Below are 13,269 nucleotides of genomic sequence, written 5' to 3'. Positions count from 1 at the left end.
ACGAGGCGCCAAGGAGCCTACATGGACAGTATTGACCTGCAAGTACTGAAAGACGCTAAGGCCTGGTTGGAGGCTGGTCATGGAGTAACGTTGGCGACCGTCACCAGGACCTGGGGTTCCAGCCCGCGTCCGATCGGGGCAATGCTGGCCCTGCGCGACGACGGTCGTGTGTCTGGCTCGGTGTCAGGTGGCTGCATTGAGGATGACCTGATCTATCAGAATTCCAAGAGATTCCTCTCCTTCGACACGCCGGAGATCGTGACCTACGGTGTTAATGCGGAAGAGGCGCGGCGAATGGGTTTGCCCTGCGGCGGTACGATTCAACTCGTACTTGAATCGCATCGCGACTTGGCCCGCATCGGAGAAATGCTAGAACGGGTAGAGCGTCGCGAACTGTTTGCTCGTGTGCTCGATTTAAGGTCTGGTGCGATTTGCTTCCGACCGGCGCAACCCGATGATGTCCTGAGTCTCGATGCGCAGCACCTCGTGACGGTGTACGGCCCACGGTACCGGCTTTTGTTGATCGGCGCAGGGCAATTGTCTAGCTTCCTGGCGAGCATGGCGGTTGCATTGGAGTACCAGGTGACAGTTTGCGACCCTCGCGACGAGTACGTCGGCGATTGGGACGTGGCGGGAACGACGCTGGTGAGAACCATGCCGGACGACACGGTCATCGCCATGGGGCCTGACCGTAGGACAGCGGTGATTGCCCTGACGCATGATCCTAAGCTCGACGACCTTGCGTTGATGGAGGCGTTGCAATCGGACGCCTTTTATGTCGGTGCGATCGGCTCGCGCGCAAATAACCGGATGAGACGTGAGCGCCTGCTTGAGTTCGGCGTCACAGAAGACCAGGCTCGCTGCATGCATGGACCGATCGGGATTCACATTGGAAGCAAGACCCCTCACGAAATCGCTGTCTCGATCGTCGCGGAACTAACCGCAGTAAAGAATGGCATCGTACTGCCTGACGGCTGGAACATTATGGCCCGCAAGGCGGGAACGGACACGCACGCCTGTGCGGTCCTGTGAGTCCAACTGTGTCCGGACATCAAGACGGAGTGCCTTGAAGAATCGTAATTACCCCGTCAACACCACTTGGTTGGCGTCGAGATGGTCCAGCGATGACGAAACCATCGCCATGTTCGAGCAGAATCTCTCGGAAAATTTGTACAAACTATGGAACCGAGTGTCATTGGGGTGGAAGATCCGAGGGCCGAGCCTTCAGTAGACAGGCGAAGGCAATATGGGTAGCCGAAAGCTGACCAACAGGGCTATCTCACTTCGGCGGGGGGCGCGACAGCACGATGACAAGGATATGCTAAGCAACTGGAAAGCCCTACTCGTCCCGGTGTGGCGCTGCGGAAACGTGTGCGCCCGCCAGCAACTGTGAAGCTTGTCATCACGCCTTCAGGCTCCCCCCATGTACTTGCTAACTTCCTGGTTCGCAGACGGGACCTTGATGAGAGTCGCTTCGCGAACGTCTTTCACTGCTCGCCGCAAATCGCTTTCCGCTGAGCAAATGGCAAGCTGTGGGCCATGCGCGATGGCGTCCGGCTACGCAATCGCCAACCGCTGCTCCGCCTGAGACTGGCTGAGCCGAACGGCCAATTCCCGCGCGCGGGTGGTGTGGAGTTCGCTCAGTTCGGCCGCGCGCGCGCTGTCACCTGCTGCAATTGCCTTGGCAATTGCCTCGTGTTCATCCCAAATCGGTTCGCGCTGCGTGGCGAACTGCAAGCCGGCACCCATTGCGCGTCGCAGATGGGCCCAGTAGACCTCGGCGCTCTCTGCAATGAGGGGATTGCCGGATGCGTCGTAAATCGCCCGATGGAAGGCCATATCCGCATCGACCATGGCCTTGACGTCCTTGCCCTTGATAACCCGTCGTCCAGCCGCGAGGAGCTTGGGATCGATCTCATAGCGGCGCTCGGCGGCAAGGCGGGCGGCAAGCGCGTCGAGGGCGCCGCGGATCATGTAAAGGTTGGAAATAGCGGTGGCGTCCATGGGCGCAACCTCTACACCTCGACCGGGGACGTCCTGCACAAAGCCGTCCTTCTTCAGCAGAAGGAGGGCCTTCAGCACTGGCGAGCGGGAAACCTGCATCTGTTCCGCGATTTCCTCTTGCTTCAGGCGGGTTCCGGCCTCGAGGGATCCATCGCTGATGGCATCCAACAGCGTCTTGTACACCTCCTCCACATAGTCCGGTCTGGCAGAAATCTTCTGCAGCTTGATCACACTGGCCTCCAAGTTTGTACCTTGTACTCTGGATCCAGAGTACATCGCGCACTAGCAACCGTCAAACGTTGAATGTGAGTGCAGCGCCATTTCGATTCCGGCAGAAGGGTAAACCCATAAATACAAGGGCGATGCATTGTCCTATTCTTTGGATCCAGAACCCAGAATCCAGAACCCCGGATTCTGGAGCCAGCAATAAGCCGCAGCCCAGAGCCGAACCCCGCCAGTGCGAACAGCCGCGACCGCACGCGCGGAATCAGCACCGTGTAGGGCCAAGTTTTAACAGGTGCGTCGAACGACTAATGCGGAAACCTGAAAGGAGACCAGTCAATGCAATCAGGTCCTATGGCATGGCGTCTAACGACCCATGTCCGACAAACACATAACGGAAGTGATCACCTGCCCGAGCGATCGCGACGCCAAATAGTCCTTGTCACGATGGGTGCGTCAGCGGAGCAATGAAATGGCAACGATCGCAAGTCTTCCCCAAATGCTGTCCCTTCACGCTCAGCGCACGCCGAATAAGATCGGCGCGCAGGATCTCGAGCGAAGTCTGACGTTTCGCCAGTGGCATCAGCGGTCCCGCAAGCTGGCCAACGCGCTGTTGGGGCTTGGGCTTAAGAAGGGGGATCGCGTTTGTGTCCTCGCATACAACAGCATCGAGTGGTTAGAAATCTATGCCGCAACGGCGATTGCGGGACTCATCGCAGTGCCGGTCAATTTCCGTCTAGTTGGTACCGAAATTGCCTATATCGCGCAAAACTGCGATGCGCGAGCATTTCTCGTGCAAGCCGAATTGCTCGGGCCGTTCGAAGACGCGCGCAGGGAATTGTCCTTGCCTGAAAGGAACTGCATCGTCTTTGGGAGCAGTCAACCAGCAGCCGGCTTTAGTCAATACGAAGCATTGATCGCTGCAGCAGCGGACACCGAGCCGGCATCACTGCTCGCTGCGGATGATCCCTGGACGTTGATGTACACGTCGGGGACTACAGGCAAGCCTAAGGGTGCGCTCCGAAGCCATGCGGGCAGCGCATCGCTTTCGCTTGCCACGCTGGCTGAGATGGGGCTCAGCCATGACGACGGCGCCTTGCTCGTCATGCCACTCTGCCACGCTAACTCCTTGTACTTCTTCGGCGCCTTTCTCTATGCAGGCGCCACCTGTACGGTCTACAGTCGCAAGAGCTTTGATCCCGAGCACCTGCTACAAACCTTCTCGACAGGCGAGAGTACATTCACCTCTCTGGTGCCGACGCACTACACCATGATGCTCGGTTTGGAGCCGCAGATTCGCAATCACTACGATGTGAGTCGAGTCCGAAAGCTGATGATTTCATCAGCTCCAGCTCGTCGCGAAACCAAGCTGGAGATTCTCGAATACTTCAAGAATTCCGGCTTGTACGAAATGTACGGATCCACCGAAACCGGTTGGGTGACGATGCTTCACCCGAATGAGCAGCTTTCGAAGCTCGGCTCTGTTGGGAGGGAATGCGTGGGAGGCCGGAGAATCCGCTTCCTTGACCAAGACGGCAACGAGGTTCCCGATGGTCAGCCCGGCGAGCTCTATGCAAGCAACCCCTACTTATTCGACGGCTATTGGGGGCTGCCAGAGAAGACGCAAGATGCTTTCCGTGGGGAATACTGCACCGTAGGGGATTTCGGATTCAGAGATGAGGACGGCTACATTCATCTTGTTGACCGTAAGAGCAACATGATCATCTCTGGCGGGGAAAACATCTATCCCTCAGAGGTCGAGACCATGCTTGCCGCCCATCCGAAAGTCGGAGACGTTGCTGTCATCGGTTTGAGCGATGAGAAGTGGGGGGAGCGGGTACACGCGGTGGTGGTCCCTCGCGTGGGGGAAACACTGACGCCTGACGAGGTGATTGCCTGGTGCAAGGACCGAATCGCGGGCTACAAGAGGCCGCGCTCCGTCTCGTTCATCTGTGACGGCGAAATGCCCAGAACCGCGACCGGAAAAATTCAACATCGTCTATTAAGAACAAGGTTTGCCGAGCGCGACGGCAATCATTGACGCACGAGGAGAGTAGTCATGAGTCTCAATAAGCATCAGGACGTCAATCAGGACGTTAATAGTTGTGCTGCCTGGATCGCCAAATTTCTGAAGGCACAGGGTATCGATCGTGTATTCGGCCTGCAGGGCAGCTATCTGCAACCGCTGTGGGACCATATCGGTCGAACCGGGATACAGATTGTCGATGTGCGCGACGAGGATGCCGCGGTTTATATGGCGCATGCTCATGCGGAGTTGACAGGACAGATTGGAGTAGCACTGGCCACCGCCGGTCCCGGCGTCACCAATACCGTTACGGCTATGGCGAACGCCTTTGTATCGCGTGTACCTGTACTGTTAATCGGCGGTTGCCCGTCGCAGCAGCAGTCAAATATGGGGCCGTTGCAGGACATCCCTCACGTCGACATCCTGAAGCCCGTCACGCGTTATTCGCGGACGGCTCGCATCGCCGACCATGTCGTGCGCGAATTCAATGAGGCCTTCGCCTGTGCCGCTGGCTATGTGCGTGAACCGGGACCGGCATACATTGAGGTACCTACTGATGTGCTGCGCACCCCGATACTGCCACAACTGATTCTTGATGACTGGATGCAACCCACGCCGCGACGGCCCATGTACCCGGATCCCGTCGCGACGCGCGAAGCCATGGAGGTGTTCTGGGCGGCAAAGCGACCGGTAGTTATTACCGGCCGTGGTGCGAAAGGCGCTGGGGACGCGATCGTCCGTTTGCTGGAAGCCACCGGCGCTCTGTATCTCGACACGCAAGAGAGCCGTGGCGTCGTGCCCTATGACCACCCGGCGTCGGTGGGCGCGGCGCGGTCTCAGGTGATGACTGACGCCGACGTGGTGCTGCTGGTCGGTCGAAAGCTGGACTACCAACTCGGCTATGGTTCTCCCGCGGTGTTCCCGCATGCGCGCTTCATTCGCATTGCCGACGCGCCTGGTGAATTGTTCGACAACCGGCGCGGGCGTCCTGAAATTCTGGCTTCCGCACGAGAGACCATCGAATCGATGCTGTCTCTGGCGGACGGTCGATCCGCAGCCGTGGATGTGTCGTGGGCCGCGAATGTGCGCGACCGGCATCTGTCGCGGGTGGCCAGAGCGGCTGCGCTGGAGCAACGCGAAACGCTCGGCAGTGACGGGAAGATCCACCCGCGGGTGATCTTCGATGCCATCGCCGAAGTGGCATTTCAGGACTACATTGGCGTTGCCGATGGCGGAGACTTGTTGAGCTTCGCGCGAACCGGGCTGCAATCCAATACTTACATGGATTCGGGGGCATTTGGGTGCCTCGGCGCGGGCGTTCCGTTTGCCATTGCCGCAGCGCTTGCGCAACCCGGCCGTCAAGTGATCTCGGTGAATGGAGACGGCGCGTTCGGCATCAACGCGATGGAGATCGACACAGCGGTCAGGCATGGCGCCAAGGTGGTCTTCATTGTCTCCAACAATGCGGCTTGGAACCTTGAGCGAATCGATCAGGAAATGAACTATGGCGGACGTGTCGTGGGGACGACCCTACGTCATTCCGACTACGCCGGATTGGCGCGATCACTCGGCGCCCATGGTGAACGCGTGGAGAAGCCAGAAGATATGGTGGGCGCATTGGAGCGCGCACTCGCCAATGCTCCGGCCTTGATCGACGTCGTGACCTCACAATCGGTGGTTTCCTCAGACATGCAGAAGGGCTTGAGTCTGGTTCCTGACTATCAGGCTTTGATGGCATGGGATGAAGCCGAACGCCGCCGACGACAGTAGGTCCGTCGGCGGCCAGGCGATCTGGCCGCCTATCCTGCTTTCGTTCGCTGGCACTTCGGGTGGTCAAGGCAGGCCGTGACATTGCCGGGATCGGGCGTCGCAAACGATGGGTATCCGTTGATCTGCAGCGATTCTCACGCTGGAGAAGCGGTCACCTGTAGGCGCCTGGTGCCGAGGCCGAGCGATCTCGTTGTCTGCGTTTCTCACCTTGTCGTCGAAAAGGCGCCGACAGAAGCGCCGGTCACCCCGCCACGTGCGGTGGAGTGATTGTTGTTGCCGGGTCTGGTGAGGTCACCACGCCGCCGGCTACTCATCCATCATGCGCGGACCGCCGGTCCGCAAGGAGACTCATATGCAACGAATAGAAGCGCTATCCCCAAGTGGGCTGGTCAGTCTGGAGACCGTCGCCTATCGCAAGGTCATGTGGCGAATCATTCCGCTGATGGCGGTCTGCTTTGTCTTTGCATATCTAGATCGAGTCAATATCAGCTTCGCGAAGCTTCAGATGCAGGCCGATCTCGGGTTCTCGGACGCGGCCTATGGGCTGGGCGCCAGCATCTTCTTTGTGGGCTACTTCATATTTGAGGTACCTAGCAATCTGATACTCGCCCGGACTGGAGCGCGGAGATGGATTGCGCGCATCATGATCTCGTGGGGCATCGCCTCTGCCGCCATGATGTTCGTCACCAATGAAACATGGTTCTACATCCTGCGCTTCCTGATCGGTGCAACTGAAGCCGGCTTTCTGCCGGGCGCAATCCTGTACTTCACGTACTGGTTTCCCGCCCCGCGGCGCGCGCGTATCACCGGCTACTTCATGACATCGATCCCGATTTCCGGCGTATTGGGCGGGCCGCTTGCCGGTATCATCATGACCAATTTTGCAGGAATCAATGATTGGGCAGGGTGGCAGTGGCTGTTCCTGCTTGAGGGAATACCAACCGCATTGTTGGGCTTCGTGGTGCTGTTCTGCCTAACCGATAAGCCAGCTCTGGCGACATGGCTGTCCGAGGAGGAGAAGAGGGTTCTGCAAGCCAACTTGGCCGGCGATGCAACCGGAACATCGGTACACAAGTTCGGTCTCGCCCTGCGTCAACCGGCCACCATTTTTCTGGCAGTCGTTTATATGTTCATCCTGATGGGCATGTATGGGCTGACGTTCTGGATGCCGCAATTGATCAAGAACACGGGGATTGCCAGCACCGAGGTCGTCGGATTGTTGAGCGCCATCCCATATGCAGCAGCCGGTATCGGGATGGTGTGGATTGGGCATCGGTCGGACCGTACAGGGGAGCGCCGCTTGCATCTGGGCCTTGCCGTGCTAGCCGGGGGAATTGGCTACATCATTTCTGCGGCATTTGGTGCGCACACCGGAATCGCACTGGCGGCCCTGACATTGTCCGCCGTGGGAATCATGGGATGTCTTCCGGTGTTCTGGACGCTTCCTCCCAAGTACTTCCGTGGTACGGCTGCAGCCGGTGGTATTGCGTTGATCAATTCCGTGGGCAATCTTGGCGGCATGATCAGCCCTTATCTGGTGGGTAAGGTCAAAGACCTGACCGGCGACACGACCCTCGGGCTCTATGCGGTTGCCGCATTCACCCTTCTGGCAGCGTTGCTGATTCTCTTTGCCCTGCCGCGCACACTGGCGGGACAGGATCCCACCGCGGCCGACGCGTAAGGCAAGCGGCGCGTCGCACAGACGCGTGACGGAAGCCCGTCATCCCGCGGGTAAGTGGTCGCATGTCCTCGGATACCCGGGCACTGCAGCGGGGTGATACAAGCTTGTCTCCGTGATCGCGGTTCGGGGGCGCCATTGCCATACTGCGGATCTCCGTTATGGCGAAGAGATTCAGATCCGCCTGCCATGCGCATCACGACCGACGCGCCGCAGTTGTTCGGCGGCTACGGCTATTGACAACCACGACTATCGCGTTGAGCGCCTGCGCGACGCCAAAATTACCCAGATCTGGGAAGAGATCAATGTAACCGTCAGCGGAACCCGTCTGGCGAGCGACGGTAAGCGGTGGGGGCTACAGGTCGACGACCTTGCGCAGTAGCGCGAAGGAGACCCGCCAGTGGCCTTCGTTCGGGTCGCACTCGATGGAGGCGGTTTTCTGGTTGATGCGCACGATGGTGCCGATGCGTTCGCTGAGGTGCTGGTCGGTGAAGGTGACGGTATCGCCGACCCGGAAGTCCGCGCGCTGCGCCCGGGGCGGTGGTGGCGGTGAAGCGTGCGGTGGTTGCTGCGCGGCGGTAGTGGGCTCGGCGAGCACGGCGGCGTAGGGCAGGATCCAGTGGCGGCCGCTGCTGGTGTCCTGGACCAGGGCCTGGGTCTGACGCAGCTCGAGGACGCGCCCCTGGCGCAGCGGCTGGGTCAGGTCGTCGGCGACGTAGCCCACGGTCATGCCGATATGCAGGTGCCTGCGGGCCTCGAGGATACGCTTGGGATCGTTGATCATTCGCCCGATGGTCAGATACAGGCGGTACAGGTCGGCACTTGGGGCCAGGCGCAGGGCGTCAAGGATGTCCATGACGCGCAGTGTAGCGGTTAGCGCGCCAGCGGCAGCAGTTCGTGGACCTGGCTGTGGGGTGGGCCGGCAGGCGCTCCAGCGTGTCCTTGAGCCAGCCGTAGGGCTCGATGCCGTTCAGGCGGCAGGTCCCGAGCAAGGAATACATCGTGGCAGCAGTGCGCCCGCCGCGCCCGCGAACATCCAGCTCGCCCTGCCGAGGGCAATCGGGCGGATCGCGCGCTCGAGGCGGTTGTTATCGGGCTCGAGGATGCCGCTCTCGGTGTAGCGCACCAGCGCCTGCCAGTGCCGCAGCGCATAGCCGAAGGCTTGTGCCAGCGGCTGCCTGGCAAGCAGGCCGTGGGCATTGCCCTGCAGCCACTGGTGGAACTGCGCCAGCAGCGGCACAGCCTCGGCCTGGCGCGCCGCCAGCTTGTGCTCCGGTGACTTGTCCTTGATGTCGGCCTCGATGGCATACAGCCGGGCGATCCACGTCAGCGCCTGCGCCGCCAGCCCTGGTGTCTTCTGGGCTTTGGCGATCTCGAAGAAGCGTCGACGGCAATGCGCCCAGCATCCGACCTCGATGATCCGACCGGTACGGTAAAGCGCATCGTGGCCACTGTAGGCATCAGCCTGCAGGTAGCCGTGGTAGTCGCGCAGGAAGTTCAGGAGGTAGGTCCCGGTGCGGGACTCGGCGAACTCGAACAGGACCGCCGGCGGGTGGTCAACCCACAACCCGTTCTCCTGCCGCTGCCCGGCCCCGAGGTAGCCCCACAGATGGGCCTGCCGTGTGCTTGTGCGACCGCGTTCGAGCAATGGCAGCGTGGTGTCGTCCAGATGCACGCGCGGCGCTCGCAGGACGTGGTTGCGCAAGGGCGGCAGCAGCGTTGCCAGCAGCTCGGCAGAAGCCAGCTTCCATTCGCACAGGGTGGCCCTTGGCAGGTGCACCCCCAGGCGCGCATAGCGCGTTTCCTGCCGATTGATCGGCAGGTGGTCCACGAAGGTGTCGACCTGAATGCTGGCCAGCAGCCCTGCGCTGGCGTTGCTCTTGGGCAGCGGCGAGGGCTGCGCGGCAGCCGTCACGATGGTGGACTCGCCGCCCTTCGTGGCCACGTATTTGAAGCGGATGTGCTCGATCACGCTGAGCCTGGCCGGCTCGTAGTGCAGCGTCTCGCTGCGCTCCTCGCCGATGCGCTCCAGGGAGTCGAAGCTTGCCTTCTGCGCCTCGGACAGGTCGTATTCGATGCGCGTGCGTGGCAGGTCCTTGGGCAAGGCAGGACGGCCCTTGCGGATGTGGCCAGTCACCTTGACCTGCGGCGCCGCCGGCGGTGATGGCAAGTCCAGCGGCTGCGTAAAGAGTTCGGCCTGCCCCGGCAGGCGCTCGGAACTGGCGCCGAACCGCGCACGGTTAAGCTGCGCGACCTGATGCTTCAATATCTCCAGTTGCTCCCACAGCGCGCGGGCGACCCGGTTCTGCTCCAGCGCGAGAGTACGTACCGCCTCGAGATCGGCTGGCAGGTCGGAGGGTGTCAGTACCGGAAGCATGGCGCCATGATGCGCCAGCGCCGGCAGGTTTACAAGTCACGAGATGCGCGTGGCCGTGACAGTGCGGTGGGGTCGAACCGCCGGGATCTCGATGCCTTCGAGCCAAGCGTTCAATTCGGCCAGTGTGAAGCCACGCTGGGCTAGTGTCGCGGGCGAGGGAAACCGGCCGTGCGAAAGCCGCTTGTACCACAACGCGAAGCCGGTGCGGTCCCCCAATACAGAATCTTGACCTTCGATCGATCTCGGCCGACGAAGACAAACAAGTGCCCCGACAGCGGACTCTTGGCCAGCAACGGCTCCACCAGATACGATAGGCCGTCGATGGACTTGCGCATGTCGACCGCGTCACGGCAGATGAAAGCCTGCACATCGCCGCCGATCAGCACCGGCCGCCTCCCAACTGCCCCAGCACGAAGCGCACGATGCGTTCGGCATGCATCCCACTCAGCTCGATACGCGCGCCGCCGAGCGTGACGACCACTTGGTCGCGAGACTTCGACGGTAGTGGGTCGCTCGCCGACACGACAGTCGGTACTGCGACCGTTGCCGCGGCGATGAATGCCGTGTCCGCGGTCAATGCCATTGGCGGCACCACGGGCAGTTGCTGCTCGTGGCTCAAGCGCTTGCGCCACAAACCGAAAGTGCTGACCGCCAAGCCGTGCTTCCGGCAGAAGGCGCGGATGCTCCCGCCACTGTTCCCCCATTGCGCCAGTAGATCGCGCCAGAAAGCTTCATCGTGGCGGTCATACCTTGCCCCGGCTCGTCCGCTCTTGCCTTCCCGCTGATTGGCCATCGCTTCACTCCCAGTGATCGTGAAGCTCCTACCTTCTCATCGCCGCCCTCTACTCGCCAGACGGGTTCCGCTGACGGTTACAGATCAATCAGGTGCACCGCCAGTTGATTGGCCGCAGCTTCCTGAGGAAATAGGAGACGGATATGACAACCATTCAAACCGTCGGCGTCGCGGGCGCCGGCACCATGGGGGCGGGCATTGCGATCGTTGCGGCCCGCGCGGGATTCCGGACCATTGTGTTCGACATGCGACAGGAAGCGCTGGATCGTGCCCGGGGCCAGACGGAAGCGTTCCTGACGAGATCTGAGCAGCGCGGCAAGCTGCCGGCAGGCGCCGCCGCTGCCGCGATGCAACGCTGGAAAGGAACGACGGAGCTGTCTGGGCTGGCCGAGTGCGACCTTATCATCGAGGCCATCTTCGAGGATTTGTCGGTCAAGCATCAATTGTTCGGTAAGCTCAACGAGGTTTGCCAGCCAAGCACCATCTTCGCGTCCAATACGTCGACGATATCAATCACCCAGATCGCCGGCGGATCCGGCCGCCCGGACTGCTTTGTGGGCATGCATTTCTGCCTGCCGGCACAGTTGATGAAGCTGATCGAAATGTCGCCTGGCCTGGCCACCTCGGACGACACCTTCCAGAAGGCGTGGGCCTTCGCCCAGGCCATGGGACAAAAGCCCGTGGCCACGCAGGATACGCCGGGGTTCATCCTTAACTATTTCCTGATTCCCTTCAACAACGACGCGATTCGTCTGGTCGAACAAGGGGTGGCCGAGCCCGCCGATATCGATGTCGCCATCAAGACAGCCATGGGCTATCCGATGGGACCCCTCGAACTGCTGGACCTGGTCGGCATGGATACGCAAAAGCTGCTGTGTGAAGCCATGCACGGCCTCACCCACGAGCCGCGCGCGGCCTGCCCCCCGCTGGTGCGACGCATGATCGCGGCCAACCGCCTGGGCAAGAAGACCGGACAGGGTTTTCGCACTTATGACGACACCAAGATGTTTGGAGCCTGATATGCGCTACGAGATCGTACAAGCCGGCCAGAGCCGCTCCTTTCCTTCCGCCCACGCGTTCTTGGAGCAAGCCGCGCCACAAGGCGAAGGCCTGTGTTACCTGGGCGCCAAGGCAGGTCGGGCATACAGCCGGGGCGCCGGGCACGCGTCTCGCACGTTCGTCGCCATTGAGCTGGGAGCCGAATGCCTGGGCTTCCACACCGGCGAAAGCCGGGGTCTCGAAGGGTCCAACGTGGTGGGCTTCGCCCGCTTCCGTCTGGGCGATGGCGAACCCAGCCCCCTCGTGGAACTGGTCAGGCAGCCCGGCACGCATCCCGCTGCGCTGCAGGCGGCCAAGGCGGCCTTCCAGGCGGCCGGCCTGGTCGTGGCGGTGTGCAATGATTTCCCGGGACGTATCGTCGACAGGCTGATCCGCCCGTATTTCAATGCGGCGCTGCGCCGGCTGGACGAGAAGCTGGCCAGCGCGGACGACCTCGACAAGACCCTGTGCCTGGGCCTGGGCTATCCGGAAGGACCGATCTCGCTGCTGGAGCGCACCGGCCTGGTCCACCATTTCCACGTCACCCAGGCGCTGCATGAAGCGCTGGGGCAGGAGCCCTACGCCCCTGCGCGTCGTGCGCGGGTGGCCGCCGAGCGTGATGACCGGGTCAAGCGGGGAATGCCATGATGCAGCCACAGAGCGGTGTCGAGGTGCTGGACTTCAGCACCCTCCTGCCCGGGCCACTGTGCTCCCTGCTGCTGGCCGAAGCGGGCGCCGACGTCATCAAGCTCGAGCGCACGGTGCGTGGTGACGAGATGCGCCTATGAGCCAAAGGTCGACGCGGACAGTGCAAACTTCGTGCTGCTCAATCGCGGCAAGCGTTCGATTGCCATTGACCTGAAGTCGCCCGACGCGCTCGACCAACTGACGCCGCTGATCCGGGATGCCGACGTACTGATCGAACAGTATTGTGCCAGTCTGATGGAGCACCTCGGACTGGGCTATGCGGCCCTGGCGGAGATCAATCCGTGGCTGGTCTACTGCTCGATTACCGGCTTCGGGCAACACGGTCCCCGCGCCGCGGAGGCCGCGCACGACGTTGGGGTTCGCAGGGGGATTCTCGGCAATCCTCGACTATCGTGTTCCGGATTTCATCTCTGCGATCAGTCTGGCTTCGGCTGGGTACGGCGTGGCTGTCATACCCGAGTCCATGCGGAATTTTCTACAGCCGGAGGTTTGTTACAGAGCCATCCAGGACTTTGAATATGCTGTTGATTTGGCAATCGCTAGCCGGAAGCGAGAGCTTTCCCCTGCAGTTCGCGCCTTTGTTGAGGAGTCATTGTCTTGTGAAACTCGGTCATAGCATTGCCGTATTCAAGTGACGGGCTTTTTCGGCTTGT

General features: G+C 61.1%; 16 protein-coding genes. 9 read left to right on the top strand and 7 right to left on the bottom strand.

Annotated features, from left to right (window positions below; all coding sequences use genetic code 11):
* Positions 1-21 precede the first annotated feature (21 nt).
* Entirely contained in the window at positions 22-1,032 is a 1,011-nt protein-coding gene (locus AC07UK_RS03580; RefSeq protein WP_058697589.1) for an XdhC family protein, read from the top strand.
* 525 nt (positions 1,033-1,557) lie between these two features.
* Here AC07UK_RS03580 and AC07UK_RS03575 read toward each other — a convergent pair.
* Complete coding sequence (locus tag AC07UK_RS03575) at positions 1,558-2,235, bottom strand: GntR family transcriptional regulator (protein WP_233528044.1); 678 nt, start codon at positions 2,233-2,235, stop codon at positions 1,558-1,560.
* Between the two features lie 463 nt (positions 2,236-2,698).
* Between AC07UK_RS03575 and AC07UK_RS03570 the strand changes: the two genes are divergently transcribed.
* The 3 genes from AC07UK_RS03570 (at position 2,699) to AC07UK_RS03560 (ending at position 7,703) form a co-directional block, all read left to right on the top strand.
* A complete protein-coding gene (locus tag AC07UK_RS03570) occupies positions 2,699-4,267 on the top strand; it encodes a class I adenylate-forming enzyme family protein (protein WP_058697591.1) in 1,569 nt (522 codons plus the stop codon).
* 18 nt (positions 4,268-4,285) lie between these two features.
* Positions 4,286-6,022, top strand: a complete 1,737-nt coding sequence (locus AC07UK_RS03565) for a 2-hydroxyacyl-CoA lyase (protein WP_058697592.1) — start codon at positions 4,286-4,288, stop codon at positions 6,020-6,022.
* 352 nt (positions 6,023-6,374) lie between these two features.
* Positions 6,375-7,703: an MFS transporter gene (locus AC07UK_RS03560; protein WP_058697593.1), complete on the top strand. Its 1,329-nt coding sequence runs from the start codon at positions 6,375-6,377 to the stop codon at positions 7,701-7,703.
* A gap of 352 nt (positions 7,704-8,055) precedes the next feature.
* Here the strand turns inward: AC07UK_RS03560 and AC07UK_RS03555 are convergent, their stop codons facing one another.
* Genes AC07UK_RS03555 through tnpA form a run of 6 tightly spaced genes read right to left on the bottom strand, consistent with a single transcriptional unit; the run spans position 8,056 to position 10,870 of the window.
* Complete coding sequence (locus AC07UK_RS03555; RefSeq protein WP_058697594.1) at positions 8,056-8,556, bottom strand: hypothetical protein; 501 nt, start codon at positions 8,554-8,556, stop codon at positions 8,056-8,058.
* Complete coding sequence (locus AC07UK_RS03550) at positions 8,543-8,701, bottom strand: transposase domain-containing protein (RefSeq protein ID WP_081050228.1); 159 nt, start codon at positions 8,699-8,701, stop codon at positions 8,543-8,545. The genes AC07UK_RS03555 and AC07UK_RS03550 overlap by 14 nt, the downstream gene beginning before the upstream one ends.
* Entirely contained in the window at positions 8,671-10,077 is a 1,407-nt protein-coding gene (gene tnpC / locus AC07UK_RS03545) for an IS66 family transposase (protein WP_081050229.1), read from the bottom strand. The genes AC07UK_RS03550 and tnpC overlap by 31 nt, the downstream gene beginning before the upstream one ends.
* Before the next feature lie 36 nt (positions 10,078-10,113).
* Positions 10,114-10,293 (bottom strand): IS66 family insertion sequence element accessory protein TnpB, encoded by a 180-nt coding sequence (gene tnpB / locus AC07UK_RS03540; protein WP_338404736.1) that lies wholly within the window; start codon positions 10,291-10,293, stop codon positions 10,114-10,116.
* Positions 10,218-10,445, bottom strand: a complete 228-nt coding sequence (gene tnpB, locus AC07UK_RS03535; RefSeq protein WP_442875271.1) for an IS66 family insertion sequence element accessory protein TnpB — start codon at positions 10,443-10,445, stop codon at positions 10,218-10,220. The genes tnpB (AC07UK_RS03540) and tnpB (AC07UK_RS03535) overlap by 76 nt, the downstream gene beginning before the upstream one ends.
* 11 nt (positions 10,446-10,456) lie before the next feature.
* Positions 10,457-10,870 (bottom strand): IS66 family insertion sequence element accessory protein TnpA, encoded by a 414-nt coding sequence (gene tnpA, locus AC07UK_RS03530; protein WP_058697598.1) that lies wholly within the window; start codon positions 10,868-10,870, stop codon positions 10,457-10,459.
* A 143-nt stretch (positions 10,871-11,013) separates the two neighbouring features.
* Here tnpA and AC07UK_RS03525 point away from each other — a divergent pair, with 143 nt between their 5' ends.
* From AC07UK_RS03525 to AC07UK_RS03505, 5 genes are read left to right on the top strand one after another with little or no spacing between them, the layout of a single operon-like run.
* The gene (locus AC07UK_RS03525) at positions 11,014-11,889 is read left to right on the top strand and encodes a 3-hydroxyacyl-CoA dehydrogenase family protein (protein ID WP_058697599.1); all 876 of its coding nucleotides are present in this window, start codon (positions 11,014-11,016) and stop codon (positions 11,887-11,889) included.
* A gap of 1 nt (position 11,890) precedes the next feature.
* Positions 11,891-12,556 carry a 3-hydroxyacyl-CoA dehydrogenase family protein gene (locus AC07UK_RS03520; RefSeq protein ID WP_058697600.1) on the top strand — a complete coding sequence of 222 codons (666 nt, stop codon included), beginning with the start codon at positions 11,891-11,893 and terminating at the stop codon, positions 12,554-12,556.
* Entirely contained in the window at positions 12,553-12,696 is a 144-nt protein-coding gene (locus tag AC07UK_RS03515; RefSeq protein WP_412459401.1) for a CoA transferase, read from the top strand. The genes AC07UK_RS03520 and AC07UK_RS03515 overlap by 4 nt, the downstream gene beginning before the upstream one ends.
* 31 nt (positions 12,697-12,727) lie before the next feature.
* A complete protein-coding gene (locus tag AC07UK_RS03510) occupies positions 12,728-13,132 on the top strand; it encodes a CoA transferase (RefSeq protein WP_412459402.1) in 405 nt (134 codons plus the stop codon).
* Positions 13,038-13,232: a LysR substrate-binding domain-containing protein gene (locus AC07UK_RS03505; protein ID WP_233528068.1), complete on the top strand. Its 195-nt coding sequence runs from the start codon at positions 13,038-13,040 to the stop codon at positions 13,230-13,232. Before AC07UK_RS03510 ends, AC07UK_RS03505 begins: the two co-directional genes overlap by 95 nt.
* The last annotated feature ends 37 nt before the right edge of the window (positions 13,233-13,269 follow it).

This window comes from Cupriavidus sp. GW821-FHT07C08 (genome assembly GCF_059419025.1).
Note: the sequence above shows the minus strand (reverse complement) of the source record. Positions and strands in the feature narration are given on the sequence as shown.